Here is a 12,603-nt window from a genome sequence, read left to right as displayed (position 1 = left end):
TCTCTAGCCGACGGCGCCTTCCAGCGATACCTCAAGCAGCTTCTTTGCTTCCACCGCGAACTCCATCGGCAGTTCGCGGAAGACCTGCTTGCAGAAGCCGTCGACGATCATCGAGACGGCATCCTCTTCGGGGATGCCGCGGGCGCGGCAGTAGAACATCTGGTCGTCGGAGATCTTCGAGGTGGTGGCCTCGTGCTCCACGATGGCGGTGGGGTTTTTCACTTCCATGTACGGGAAGGTGTGCGCGCCGCACTGCTTGCCGATCAGCAGGCTGTCGCACTGGGTGTAGTTGCGCGCGCCCTCGGCGCCCTTCTCCATCTTCACCAGGCCGCGGTAGCTGTTGGAGCTCTTGCCCGCGCTGATGCCCTTGGAGACGATCTTGGACTTGGTGTGCTTGCCCAGGTGGATCATCTTGGTGCCGGTGTCGGCCTGCTGGAAATGGTGGGTGAGCGCCACCGAGTAGAACTCGCCCACCGAGCGGTCGCCGCGCAGGATCACGCTGGGGTATTTCCAGGTGATCGCCGAACCCGTTTCCACCTGCGTCCAGCAGATCTTGCTGTCGTCGCCGCGGCAGTCGCCGCGCTTGGTGACGAAGTTGTAGATGCCGCCCACGCCGTTCTCGTCGCCGGGATACCAGTTCTGCACGGTGGAGTACTTGATCTTGGCGCCTTCCAGCGCCACCAGTTCGACCACCGCTGCGTGCAGCTGGTTTTCGTCGCGCTTGGGCGCGGTGCAGCCTTCGAGGTAGGAAACGTGGCTGCCTTCCTCGGCGATGATCAGGGTGCGCTCGAACTGGCCGGTATTCTGCGCGTTGATGCGGAAATACGTGCTCAATTCCATCGGGCAACGCACGCCCTTGGGTATGAACACGAAGCTGCCGTCGGAGAACACCGCCGAGTTCAGCGCGGCGAAGAAGTTGTCGCCGGTGGGCACCACGCTGCCCAGGTATTTGCGCACGATCTCGGGGTATTCGCGGATCGCCTCGCTCATCGAGCAGAACAGCACGCCGGCATCGGCCAGCTGCTTGCGGAAGGTGGTGCCGACGGAGACGGAGTCGAATACCGCATCCACCGCCACGCCGGCCAGCGCGGCGCGTTCGTGCAGCGGGATGCCCAGTTTCTCGTAGGTTTCCAGCAGCGCGGGGTCGACGTCGTCCAGCGATTTGGGCTGCTTCTTGGGCGCGGCGTAGTAGCTGATCGCCTGGTAGTCGATCGGGTCGATGTTGAGCTTGGCCCAGTCGGGTTTCGGCATGGTCTGCCAGTGGCGGAACGCTTCCAGCCGCCACTCGGTCATCCACTCCGGCTCGCGCTTCACGGCGGAAATCGCGCGCACGGTGCCCTCGTCCAGCCCCGGCGGCAGGCCGGTCATCTCGATGTCGGTGACGAAGCCGGCGGCGTAGCTGCGGCCCAGGGCTTCGGCCACATCCACGTTGTCGCGCAAGGTGGTGGCGGTGCTGCTTTCGATGGTCATGGCGTCTTTCATTCCGTGGTGGCCGCGCCGGCGGGGATGGGCGCGCTCTCGATCACCTGCATGGCGATGCGACGTTTCGGCGGCGGCGGTTTCATCATGTCGGCCAGGCTTACCGCGCGCAGCGCGATGTCCAGCACGTTGTTGATCTGTTGCCAGCTGCCGCGCACGCCGCATTGCGCCTCGCGGTCGCACTGGCCTTCGGCGATGCTGCATTCGGTCATGCCCAGCGGGCCTTCCAGCGCCTCGACGATTTCGGCCAGCGATATCTCGGTGGCCGGGCGCGCCAGCCGGTAGCCGCCGTTGACGCCGCGGAACGATTCCACCAGCGACGCGTGGCCCAGCGTCTTCAGCAGCTTGCTCACCGTAGGCAGCTCCAGCCGCGTTTCCTCGGCGATCTGCACGGCGCTGTGCACGTGGTCGGGATGGGTGGCGATGAAAGCCATCACCACCGTGGCGTAATCGGTCAAACGGCTGACGCGGAGCATGGGAACCGGGCCGGATTGAATCGGGACCAAAATGGTACTGATTAGCGCCGCCGCGGTCAATGCCGCTGCAGCGCACCATCGAGGGGAAAGCATGGATCGCAATGCCCGATCACCGTGCAAGTTTCCACGCGGACGGTCTGCAACCCATTGAAAAACTTGGCCTCTACCAAGCGTGGCGAAGTGGCATGCATCGTGCTCCTTCCGAAGCCTCACCGCCGAGGAAAAGCGCCATGAAGTGGATCACAGCCATCATCAAACCCTTCACCCTGGACAGCGTGCACGAGGCCCTGTCGGAAGCGGGCGTGCAAGGCATGACCGTTACCGAAGTGAAGGGCTTCGGTCGACAGCGCGGCCATACCGAGTTGTATCGCGGCGCCGAGTACGTGGTCGATTTCCTGCCCAAGCTGAAGGTCGAAGTCGCGGTGGCCGACGAGCAGCTGGAGCAGGTGATCGAAGCCATCAGCGGCGCCGCCCGCACCGGCAAGATCGGCGACGGCAAGGTCTTCGTCAGCGATCTGGAACAGGCCATTCGTATCCGCACACAGGAGTCCGACGTCGATGCGCTCTGAAACGGGATTCGGGATTAGGGATTGGGGATTCGGTCGCCGCCTGATGGTACGAGGCGGGCTCGTGATTGGCGGCAGCCTGCTGGCATTGCCGGCGATGGCGCAGGCACCGGTCGCGCCGGACAGCGGCGACACGGCATGGATGCTGACGGCCACCATGCTGGTGTTGCTGATGACGATACCGGGGCTGGCGCTGTTCTACGGCGGCATGGTGCGGGCCAAGAACCTGTTGTCGGTATTGATGCAGTGTTTCGCCATCACCGCGCTGGTCAGCGTGTTGTGGCTGTTGTACGGCTACAGCATGGCCTTCAGCACCGAGGGCATGCAGGCGGGGGTCACCAACCTGCACTCGTTCATCGGCGGCCTGGATCGTGCGATGTTCGCGGGGATGACGCCAGCCAGCCTGTACGCCCATGTGCCGGAAAGCGTGTTCGCGATGTTCCAGCTCACCTTCGCCATCATCACGCCGGCGCTGATCGTGGGCGCGGTGGCCGAGCGCATGAAGTTCTCGGCGCTGATGTTGTTCACCGCCGGCTGGTTCACGCTGGTCTACCTGCCGATGGCGCACATGGTGTGGGGCGGCCCCGGCTCGTTCCTGGGCGACATCGGCGTGCTGGACTTCGCCGGCGGCACGGTGGTGCACATCAACGCGGGCATCGCCGGCCTGGTGGCCTGCCTGGTGCTGGGCAAGCGGCGCGGTTATCCGCACACCGCGATGCCGCCGCACAACCTCGGCTACACGCTGATCGGCGCCAGCATGCTGTGGTTGGGCTGGTTCGGCTTCAATGCCGGATCGGCGGTAGCGGCCAACGGCACCGCCGGCATGGCGATGCTGGTGACACAGATCGCCACCGCCGCCGCGGCGCTGGGCTGGATGGGTGTGGAGTGGATCATCCACCGCCGCGCCAGCGTGCTGGGCATTGCCTCGGGCGCGGTGGCCGGTCTGGTGGCGATCACCCCCGCCGCCGGCACCATCGGCCCCGGCGGCGCGCTGGTGCTGGGCGCCGTGGCGGGCATGATCTGCTTCTTCTGCGCCACCCGGCTGAAGCATTACTTCGGCTACGACGACAGCCTGGACGTGTTCGGTGTGCATGCCGTCGCCGGCATCGTGGGCGCCCTGCTCACCGGCCCGTTCGCGGCCGCGGCGCTGGGCGGCTTCGGCAGCGTCGAGCATCCCTGGGCGCAGCTGTGGATCCAGTGCAAGGGCGTGGGCTTCACCATCGTGTGGAGTGGCGTGCTGACGTTGCTGGTGCTGAAGCTGATCGACTGGACCATCGGCCTGCGCGTGGACGACGAACAGGAGCAGATCGGCCTGGATCTGGCGCTGCACGAGGAGCGTGCCTACAACCTCTCCTGAGTGGACGGTGGATGGCGACATGGCCGCGCGCCATGTCGCCATCCGCCACGGTCATCCACCTTCGTGCCGACGTGCCGCACGCTCCTCGATCCAGTCGTACAGCACCGGCAGCAGGATCAGGGTCAGCATGGTCGAGGTGATCAGGCCACCGACCACCACGGTGGCCAGCGGGCGCTGGGTTTCCGCACCCACGCCACTGGACAGCAGCATCGGCACCAGCCCCAGGATCGCCACGCTGGCGGTCATCAGCACCGGCCGCAAACGCAGCGCGGTGCCGCGGATCACCGCATCACGCACGGCCAATCCCTTCCCGCGCTGCTCGTTCAAGAAACTCACCAGCACGATGCCGTTCAACATCGCCACGCCGAACACCGCGATGAAACCGATCGCCGACGGCACCGACAGGTATTGCCCGGTAAGCGCCAGCCCAAGCAGCCCGCCGATGGTGGCGAACGGCACATTGGCGAGAATCAACGCCGCGTGTTTCACCGAATTGAACGCGGTGTACAGCAAGACGAAGATGAAGAAGATCGTGGCCGGCACGATCAGCGACAGCCGCTTCAACGCGCGCTGCTGATTCTCGAACGCACCGCCCCACTCGCGGTAATAGCCGGTCGGCAGCGTCACCTGCTGCGCGATCGCCGCATTGGCCTCGTTGACGAAACCGTCGATGTCGCGCCCGCGCACGTCCATCTGGATCACCGCGTAGCGCTGCAGCTGCTCGCGGCGGATGAACGCATAGCCTTCCGCCTCGTCGACCACGGCCACCTGCGCCAACTGCACCAGCGCGCCGCTCGATGTGCGGATCGGGATGCGCCGGATCGCCGAGAGGTCGGCCTTGTCCGCATCGTCCAGCCGCACCGCGATATCGAAGCGCTTCACGCCATCGAGCAGGGTCGTCACCGGCTCGCCGCCGATGCCGTTCTTCACCACCGCCAGCACGTCGTCGGCGTTCAGGCCGTAGCGGGCCAGCGCATCGCGATCCACCTGGATGCGGATCTGCGGCTTGCCCAGGTTCGCTTCGAGTGCCAGATCGGCCACGCCAGGCACGCCGGCCAGCACGTTCTTGATGCGGGCGCTGAGCCGGTCCAGCTCGCCCAGGTCGTCGCCGTAGATCTTCAGCGCCAGCGTGGCGCGCACGCCGGAGATCAGTTCCTCGATGCGCATCTGGATCGGCTGGGTGTAGCTCACCACCGCCGTGGGCAAGGCGTCGGTCAGGACCTTCTGCATGTCCTCTTCGAGACTTTCCAGCGTCGCGCCCTTGCGCCACTCACTCTTCGGCTTCAGCGGCGTGTACACCTCCATGTAATTCACATCCGCCGTCTCGCCCTTCTCGGCGCGACCGATCATTGCCAATGTGGTTTCCACTTCGGGAAACTTCTGCTTGATCAGTGCCGACACCTGATGCGAGATATCGATCGACTCGTCCAGCGACGCCGACGGAATCGAGGTGACGCGCCACATGATGGCGCCCTCTTTCAGGTTGGGCATGAACTCCTTGCCCAGGAACGGGAACAGCGCGAGGCTGCCCAGCAACAGGCCCACGGCGATGCCCAGCACGCGTTTGCGATGGGCCAGCGACCACGTCAGCACGGTGGCGTAGTGGCGTTTCAGGAACGCCACCAGCCGGGTGTCCTTTTCCTCCTTCGGTTTCAGCACCAGCGCGGAGAGCACCGGAATCAGGGTCAACGCCAGCACCAGCGAGCCGGCCATGGCGAAGCTGATGTTGAACGCCATTGGCTTGAACATCTTGCCCTCCAGCCCCTGCAGGCTGAACAGCGGCAGGAACACCACGATGATGATCAGGATGGCGAACGCGATCGGATGGGCCACCTCGCGCGCCGCCTCCAGCACCGCCGCCGTGCGATCCACCGGGCCGCCGAGCGCCTTGCGCTCGGCCATGATGCGGTAGGCGTTTTCCACCATCACCACCGCGCCGTCCACCATCATGCCGATGCCGATGGCCAGCCCGGCCAGCGACATCAGGTTGGCCGACAGGCCCGCCTGATTCATGCAGATGAAGGCGATCAGCATCGCCAGCGGCAACGCCACCACCACGACCAGCGCGCTGCGCAATTCGCCCAGGAACAGGAACAGCACCAGCGCCACCAGGATCGAACCTTCGACCAGCGCGCGCACCGCCGTACCTACCGACGCGTTGACCAGTTCGGTGCGCTCGTACACCGGTTTCACCACCACGCCCGGCGGCAACGACGACTTCACCGTGTCGAGTTTGGCCTTGACCGCCTCGACCACACTCTTGGCGTTTTCGCCGATGCGCGCTAGCGCCATGCCCAGCACCACCTCCTTGCCGTCACGGGTCACCGCGCCGGTACGCGGTGCGCCCGCCTCGACGATGGTGGCCACGTCGCGCACGTAGACCGGCGTGCCGTCGTCGGTCTTCAGCACGATGTTGCCCAGGTCCTTCGCGTTGCGGATCAGGCCCAGCCCGCGCACCAGGTATTGCTCGCGGCCCACGTCGATGAAGTTGCCACCGACCTGCGCGTTGTTCGCCTGCAGCGCCTCGATCACCTCCTTGAAACCGAGCTGATGGGCGATCAGCTTCATCGGGTTCACGCGCACCTGGTACTGCTTCTCCTGCCCGCCCCACGAGGTGACGTCATCGACGCCCGGCGCGGTGCGCAGGATCAGCCGGATATTCCAGTCCTGCAGGGTGCGCAGGTCCATGTCGCTGGGCGCATCCGTCCGTGTGTCGTCGGCGCGCTCCACCGTGTACCAGAACACCTGACCGAGACCGGAGACGTTTGGCCCCATCTCCGGCTTTCCATAACCGGCCGGCAATCGGTCGCCCACTTGCTGCAGGCGCTCGTTGACCAGCTGGCGGGCGAAATAGACGTCCATACTGTCGTCGAAGTTCACCGACACGTACGACAACCCGAACAGGCTGACCGAACGTATTTCCTCCACCTTGGGCAGGCCGGCCAGCGCCGACTCCACCGGTGTGGTCAGCAACAGTTCCACGTCTTCCGCGGCGAGGCCGGCCGCTTCGGTATACACGTTGACCTGTACCGGGGTGACATCGGGAAACGCGTCGATCGGCAACTGGCGTACGGCCTGGAAGCCGAGAAAACCGATCACCGCGAACACGATCAGCACCAGGACCTTGTAGCGCAACGAGAGGGCGACCAATCGTTCCAGCATCAGTGTTCTCCCAACTGCGAGCGCAGCAACCGCGCCTTCAGCGCGAACGCGCCCTTGCGCACGTAGCGGTCGCCGGGCTTGAGGCCCTGGGCGATCACCGTCCAGCCTTCGCGGGTGTCGCCCGTCATCACCGCCACCGGTTCGAAGCGGCCATTGCCCTTGGCCACAAACACGGTGGACTGGTTCTGCAACAGCACGATCGCCTCATCCGGCAGCGCCAGTTGCTGCGTGCTGCCGCCGACCGCGAGGCGCACTTCCACCAACTCGCCCGGGTGCAGCAGATCCTTGCGGTTGTCCACTTCGATGCGCACGGGAACCGTGCGGGTGCGTTCATCGGTCTGGTGCGAGCGGCCGATCACGGTGCCGGCGATGGCGTTGTCGTGCACGAGGACGCGTGCGCTGCCGCCGGGCTTGGTCCGCTCGGCCTCGGCCGGCGCCATCTGCGCCACCACCCACACCGTGTCTTCCTCGACCAGGGTGAACAGCGCGCGGCCCGGCCCCACCCGTTCGCCAAGCAGGAATTCATCGGTAGTGATGCGCCCGGCGGTGGGCGCCAACAACTCGAAACTGCCATCGGCGCCGGCCGAACCCTTGTGCAGCAAGGCGCCGATCTGGCCGTCCGAAAGGCCGTACGCACGCAGCTTGGCGCGCGCCTGATCGCGCTGCACTTTCGCCTCGTTGTAGCGCCGCGCCGACACCGCCTGCGGCCCCAGCGCGGCGATGCGCTGCCAGTCCTGCTCGGCCACGATCAACGCACCCTGGGTCTCGGCCACCTGCACGCTGGACAGCACCACCAGCGGCTGACCCGCCTTCACCACGTCGCCCAGCCGCGCCTTGCGCGCCAGCACCTGCGACGCCACCCGCGGCGACACCAGCACGGTGGAATAAGCGTCGGCGCGCACTTCGCCGGGCGCTTTCAGTTCATCGGCAAGGGTGCGCAGGGCCAGCTTGTCGACGGCGATGCCGACCTCCTTGATCGTCGCCGCGTCCAGCGTCAGTGGGTCTTCCTCGGCGGCGTGCACGGGCATGGCGCAAGCCAGCGCCGCAAACAAGGCCAACCCCAGCAGGAAACCTGTAGGAGCGCACCCTGTGCGCGAAAACGCGCGGCGACGCGGTGACGTGGTTCGCGCACTGGGTGCGCTCCTACAGGCCAGCAGGCGTAGAAATATGGTCATCATCGGGAAGCATCCTGAGTGCGGCCATCGAGCCAGTCGGTGAGACGGCCCGCCGCGGTGAGGTAATCGAACCAGGCCTGCCAGGCCTGGCTTTCCAGCTCGCGGCCGGACAGCGCGGTGTCCAGGCTTTGCTTGAGCTGGGTGAGGTAATCGGAGGTGCTGATCTCGCCCGCGCGCCAGAGCTTTTCCAGCAAGGCGGTGCGATCGCCGAACGCGGCGGCGCGGCCACCACGGAACGCCATCGCTGCCTCGCGCAAGGCGACGTAGCGCGCCTGCGCTTCCTGCAGGCCGGCGCGCTGCGCGAACTGGCGCGAGCGCAGCCGCGCGTCGGCAGCCTCGACCTCGGCGCGTGCGGCCGCCACCTCGGCACGGCCGCTGTTGAGCACGGGCAGCGGCACCGACACGCTGAGGCCGATCACCCGATCGCTGCGCGGCCCGCTGTGGATCTGCCCGCCCACCAGGCTCACGGCGGGGTCCGGCACGCGCGCGCGGCGTGCCATCTGTACACCGGCTTCAGCGCTTTGCTGCAGGGCGCGGGCCTGCTGCAGTTCCGGCAAGGCATCGGCGGCCAGCGGCGCGAAACTGTCGACGGAGGGCGGCAAGCCTTCCGGCAACGACGGCAGCGCTATCGACGACGCTCCGCCGATCGCCACCAAGGCCGCACGCGCAGCCGCTTCGTGTCCGATCAGCGACGCCTGCTGCATCTGTGCCTCGGCCAGTGCGAGACCCGCCAGATCGCGCTCGGGACTGCTGACGTCGCCCACCTGCAGACGCTGCGCGGCCAGCTCATCGAAACGTTGCATCAAGCCCAGCCGCTGCCGGCCCAGCTCGCTTTGCCGTTGTGCCAGCGCCGCGCCGGACCAGGCCTTCAGCCAGCGCGCGGCGACATCGCGACGCAGCATCGCATAGCCCGCCTCGCTGGCCTGCACGTCGGCCTCGCCCTGGCTGGCGCGGGCACGGCGCTTGCCGGACAGGTCCAGCGCCAGGCTGAGCCCGGCCACGCGCCGGTCGACGTCGGCGTTCTCCGCCTCCATCGACAGCTCCGGGTTGTACAGCGGCTGCGCCGCGGCCTGCGCATGGGCACGCGCGGCCTCCCGCTCGGCCCGCGCCGCCTGTACCTCGGGGCTGGCCTGCCAGACGGTGTGCAACGCCGCGCGCAGTGGCGCGGCGGCCATCGGCGACGGTTCGGAAACGGGCGCGGCACCCAGCAGCGACGCATACAACAGACACGCGGTACCCAGCGGCACCGAACGCAAGACAAGCATGGGGAAATCTCCTGAAAACGGGTCACGAAGCAACGAACCGCGGCAGCGGTTGCATCGCACAACGGAGCGGTTTCAGGCGATGGGAGGGCGCAACTCGTTCTGTGTCGGTGGCGAACTCAGCACCGGCAGCGTGGCCACAAAAGCCGATGCCGGCCACGGCATGACGCCACGCATGGACGTATCGCTGGCCAGCGGCAAGGTATGCGCGCAATGGCAGTGGCAATCGCCGGTGTCCGTGTGCCAGCACGTGGTCGTGTCCGCACCGACCGTCACATCGGCGACGGCCACATCAGCGGCCAGCGCCGCCACCGGTCCGGTGGCGAGCGGCGCGGTCGGCGCGTCGTTGGCGAGGCAGCCCGTGGCGATCACCAGCTTCGCCATGATCAACAACGCGCACAGCCAACCCATGCCGCGGGAGCGGCGGCGCAGTCGGGTCAGCAAGGGGGGCGACGCAGGCATGGCGCGGATGCTAGGCGAGAACCCCGCTGTTAGACAATTGCATCGGGTACCGCGCGACAACCCGCCACAGAGCGACCGCCCGGCGATGGATGGCGAAAACCACGCCAGCTCGCTTTCTCCCGCCCATGCGCCTCGCTAAGCTGACGGGATGACCCTCCCACCCGAACGTCACGCCGCCCGCCTCGCCTGGACCCGCCAGGTGCTGGACGACAACACCCTCGAGCTCACGCCCGCCTCGGCCGATGCCAGCTTCCGCAGCTACTGGCGCACGAACCATGCGGGGCAAAGCTGGATCGTGATGGATTCGCCGCCCGCGCAGGAGGACCCGCGGCCGTGGCTGGAGATCGGCGCGCGGCTGGCCGCCGCCGGCCTGCACGTGCCCGCGGTACGCGCGCACGATCTGCAAGAAGGCTTTCTGCTGATCGAGGACCTGGGCTCGACGCTGTATCTGCCGGTATTGAACGACGCCACCGTCGACGCCCTGTACGGCGACGCGCTGCAGGCGCTGCTGCGCATGCAGCGCGATGTGGATACCAGCGGCATGCAGAGCTACAGCCGTGACTTTTTGCAACGCGAGCTGGAGCTGATGCCCGAATGGTTCCTGCGCCGGCACTTGGGCTACACGCCCAGCTGCGAAGAGTGGGACGTGCTGGAAGCGGGCTTCACCGTCCTGCTGCACAACGCGCTGGCGCAGCCGCAGGGCTTCGTGCACCGCGATTACCACAGCCGCAACCTGCTGGTCGTGGATGGCAACCGACCGCAGAACATCGCCACGCGCCAGCCGACGCCGGGCATCATCGACTACCAGGGCGCGCTGATCGGCCCGATCACCTACGACCTGGCCTCGCTGTTGCGCGATGGCTACATCGCGTGGGACCGCCCGCGGGTGGAAGCGTGGGTGGAAGGCTATCGGCTGCATTTGCGGGCCGCCCAGCTGATCGATGCCGCGGTGGATCGCGAACAGTTCCTGCGCTGGTTCGATCTCACCGGCCTGCAGCGCCACATCAAGGTGCTCGGCATCTTCTGCCGGCTGTGCTACCGCGACGGCAAGCCCGGCTATCTCGATGACCTGCCGCGCGTGTACGGCTACGTGATCGAGGTGGCCGCGCGCTACCCCGAACTGGCCGGTTTGGCGGCGCTGCTGCAACGCTGCGTGGATTCGCGCGACCTGCGCCAGGTGGCCGCATGAGGCACGCGCTGATCTTCGCCGCCGGTCGCGGCGAACGCATGCGGCCACTGACCGACCACACACCCAAACCGTTGCTGACGGTGCGTGGCAAACCGCTGATCGTGTGGCATCTGGAAAAACTGGCTGCCGCGGGCGTGAACTACGTGGTGGTCAACACGTCGCATCTCGCCGAGCAGTTTCCCGCCGCACTGGGCGACGGTTCGCGCTGGGGCCTGCGCATCCGCTACGCGTACGAAGGCGAGGAGCCGCTGGAAACCGGCGGCGGCATGCTCAATGCGCTGCCGCTGCTGGGCAGCGAACCGTTCATCGCGGTGAGCGGCGACATCTGGACCGACGCCGACTTCACCGCCCTGCCCGTCGAACCGACCGGCCTTGCCCACCTGTTGCTGGTGGACAACCCACCGCATCATCCCGAGGGCGATTTCGCGCTGGATACGCAGGGTCTGGTGCACGACGCGGGCGTGCCGCGGCTCACCTTCAGCGGCATCGGCGTCTATCGCCCGCAGCTTTTGCAGGGTTGGCGCGAGGTGGTGGGCAATGCGGAAGGGCCGCCGCGTTTCAAGCTGGCCCCGCTGCTGCGCGCGGCGATGGCGAACGATGCGGTCAGCGGCAGCCACTTCCGCGGCATGTGGACCGATGTGGGCACGCCGCAGCGCCTGGCCGAATTGGAAAGTCTCCCGTAACGCGGCGTTTTTTGTGGGAGCGGCTTCAGCCGCGATGCTTTTGAATTCCGGAGCAGAAGCATCGCGACTGAAGTCGCTCCTGCCACAACGAAAAACGGCACCGCGAGGTGCCGTTTTTTTCGTTCTCGGGGCGGTGCGCCGCTCAGTGCGCGGCGGCATCCGGCGCATGGGCGTGGCCGTGTTTCAGCTCGTCCTCGGTCGGCTCGCGCACTTCGCTGATGCTCACGTCGAAATGCAGCGTCTGGCCGGCCATCGGGTGGTTCATGTCCACGTCGATGGTGCTCATGCCCACCTTGTGCACGGTGACCGCGCGCTGGCCGCCTTCCTTCATCCGCAGCACGGTGACGTCGCCGGGCTTGAGGCGGTTGGCCTGCGGCACGTACTTCTTCGACAGGCGCTGGACCTGACCTTCCTGGCGCACACCGTAACCTTCCTCCGGTGACACGTCGACCGCCAGCGTCTCGCCGGCCTCGTGGCCTTCCAGCGCTGTTTCCAGCCCCGGAATCAGCTGGCCGTGGCCCAGCAGGATCCACAACTGCTGGTCGCGTTCGTGCGAGCTTTCCACCTGTTCGCCGTTCACCGTGAGGGTGTAGTGGAACGCGATGACCTTGTCCTTGCCAGCCTTCATTGCCTGTCTCGTCGATGGGAACAAACGACGGATTCTAGCTTACCCTTGGCTCGCCGGGACCCTGCGGCGCCACCTTGCCATCAGCGGCCATCATCCGCCCGTCACGCCGCACCCGGACATTGCAACGCGCAGTGCCTGCCGCAACCGGCAAATGCGGGCGCTTC

Annotated in this window: 11 protein-coding genes; 4 read left to right on the top strand and 7 right to left on the bottom strand. The window is 66.8% G+C overall.

From position 1 onward, the window contains the following. Window positions 1-3: 3 nt before the first annotated feature. Window positions 4-1,470, bottom strand: a complete 1,467-nt coding sequence (sufB, locus tag UU9_RS16380; protein WP_156804335.1) for a Fe-S cluster assembly protein SufB — start codon at window positions 1,468-1,470, stop codon at window positions 4-6. A gap of 8 nt (window positions 1,471-1,478) precedes the next feature. Beyond that, window positions 1,479-1,955 carry an SUF system Fe-S cluster assembly regulator gene (locus UU9_RS16375; RefSeq protein WP_007082882.1) on the bottom strand — a complete coding sequence of 159 codons (477 nt, stop codon included), beginning with the start codon at window positions 1,953-1,955 and terminating at the stop codon, window positions 1,479-1,481. A 230-nt stretch (window positions 1,956-2,185) separates the two neighbouring features. On the opposite strand from UU9_RS16375, the gene UU9_RS16370 reads away from it, so the two are divergent. Both UU9_RS16370 and UU9_RS16365 read left to right on the top strand, forming a co-directional pair. Beyond that, on the top strand, window positions 2,186-2,524 hold the full coding sequence (locus UU9_RS16370) for a P-II family nitrogen regulator (RefSeq protein WP_007082881.1): 339 nt from the start codon (window positions 2,186-2,188) through the stop codon (window positions 2,522-2,524). Between the two features lie 61 nt (window positions 2,525-2,585). Then, window positions 2,586-3,878 carry an ammonium transporter gene (locus UU9_RS16365; RefSeq protein WP_237710315.1) on the top strand — a complete coding sequence of 431 codons (1,293 nt, stop codon included), beginning with the start codon at window positions 2,586-2,588 and terminating at the stop codon, window positions 3,876-3,878. 51 nt (window positions 3,879-3,929) lie between these two features. On the opposite strand, the gene UU9_RS16360 is transcribed toward UU9_RS16365, so the two are convergent. The 4 genes from UU9_RS16360 to UU9_RS17395 form a co-directional block, all read right to left on the bottom strand. Further along, the gene (locus UU9_RS16360) at window positions 3,930-7,040 is read right to left on the bottom strand and encodes an efflux RND transporter permease subunit (protein ID WP_007082879.1); all 3,111 of its coding nucleotides are present in this window, start codon (window positions 7,038-7,040) and stop codon (window positions 3,930-3,932) included. Continuing rightward, a complete protein-coding gene (locus UU9_RS16355; RefSeq protein ID WP_007082878.1) occupies window positions 7,040-8,068 on the bottom strand; it encodes an efflux RND transporter periplasmic adaptor subunit in 1,029 nt (342 codons plus the stop codon). Before UU9_RS16355 ends, UU9_RS16360 begins: the two co-directional genes overlap by 1 nt. Before the next feature lie 146 nt (window positions 8,069-8,214). After that, on the bottom strand, window positions 8,215-9,480 hold the full coding sequence (locus UU9_RS16350) for a TolC family protein (protein ID WP_007082877.1): 1,266 nt from the start codon (window positions 9,478-9,480) through the stop codon (window positions 8,215-8,217). 72 nt (window positions 9,481-9,552) lie between these two features. Then, a complete protein-coding gene (locus UU9_RS17395; protein WP_007082876.1) occupies window positions 9,553-9,939 on the bottom strand; it encodes a hypothetical protein in 387 nt (128 codons plus the stop codon). Window positions 9,940-10,087: 148 nt separating this feature from the next. Here UU9_RS17395 and UU9_RS16340 point away from each other — a divergent pair, with 148 nt between their 5' ends. Continuing rightward, window positions 10,088-11,128 (top strand): aminoglycoside phosphotransferase family protein, encoded by a 1,041-nt coding sequence (locus tag UU9_RS16340; protein ID WP_040671254.1) that lies wholly within the window; start codon window positions 10,088-10,090, stop codon window positions 11,126-11,128. Beyond that, window positions 11,125-11,811 (top strand): N-acetylmuramate alpha-1-phosphate uridylyltransferase MurU, encoded by a 687-nt coding sequence (gene murU, locus UU9_RS16335; RefSeq protein ID WP_007082874.1) that lies wholly within the window; start codon window positions 11,125-11,127, stop codon window positions 11,809-11,811. Before UU9_RS16340 ends, murU begins: the two co-directional genes overlap by 4 nt. 142 nt (window positions 11,812-11,953) lie before the next feature. Here murU and UU9_RS16330 read toward each other — a convergent pair whose 3' ends face one another. Then, window positions 11,954-12,439 carry an FKBP-type peptidyl-prolyl cis-trans isomerase gene (locus UU9_RS16330; protein WP_007082873.1) on the bottom strand — a complete coding sequence of 162 codons (486 nt, stop codon included), beginning with the start codon at window positions 12,437-12,439 and terminating at the stop codon, window positions 11,954-11,956. Between the last annotated feature and the right edge of the window lie 164 nt (window positions 12,440-12,603).

The sequence above is a fragment of the Rhodanobacter fulvus Jip2 genome, from assembly GCF_000264315.1.
GTDB lineage: Bacteria > Pseudomonadota > Gammaproteobacteria > Xanthomonadales > Rhodanobacteraceae > Rhodanobacter > Rhodanobacter fulvus.
The sequence above is the reverse complement of the archived record's forward strand: the minus strand, read 5'-3'. Positions and strand labels throughout refer to the sequence as shown.

Coding starts and splice junctions, on each gene's coding strand:
- sufB (WP_156804335.1), bottom strand. CDS start 1,470: ATGACCATCGAAAGCAGCACCGCCACCACCTTGCGCGACAACGTGGAT.
- UU9_RS16375 (WP_007082882.1), bottom strand. CDS start 1,955: ATGCTCCGCGTCAGCCGTTTGACCGATTACGCCACGGTGGTGATGGCT.
- UU9_RS16370 (WP_007082881.1), top strand. CDS start 2,186: ATGAAGTGGATCACAGCCATCATCAAACCCTTCACCCTGGACAGCGTG.
- UU9_RS16360 (WP_007082879.1), bottom strand. CDS start 7,040: ATGCTGGAACGATTGGTCGCCCTCTCGTTGCGCTACAAGGTCCTGGTG.
- UU9_RS16355 (WP_007082878.1), bottom strand. CDS start 8,068: ATGCCCGTGCACGCCGCCGAGGAAGACCCACTGACGCTGGACGCGGCG.
- UU9_RS16350 (WP_007082877.1), bottom strand. CDS start 9,480: ATGCTTGTCTTGCGTTCGGTGCCGCTGGGTACCGCGTGTCTGTTGTAT.
- UU9_RS17395 (WP_007082876.1), bottom strand. CDS start 9,939: ATGCCTGCGTCGCCCCCCTTGCTGACCCGACTGCGCCGCCGCTCCCGC.
- UU9_RS16340 (WP_040671254.1), top strand. CDS start 10,088: ATGACCCTCCCACCCGAACGTCACGCCGCCCGCCTCGCCTGGACCCGC.
- murU (WP_007082874.1), top strand. CDS start 11,125: ATGAGGCACGCGCTGATCTTCGCCGCCGGTCGCGGCGAACGCATGCGG.
- UU9_RS16330 (WP_007082873.1), bottom strand. CDS start 12,439: ATGAAGGCTGGCAAGGACAAGGTCATCGCGTTCCACTACACCCTCACG.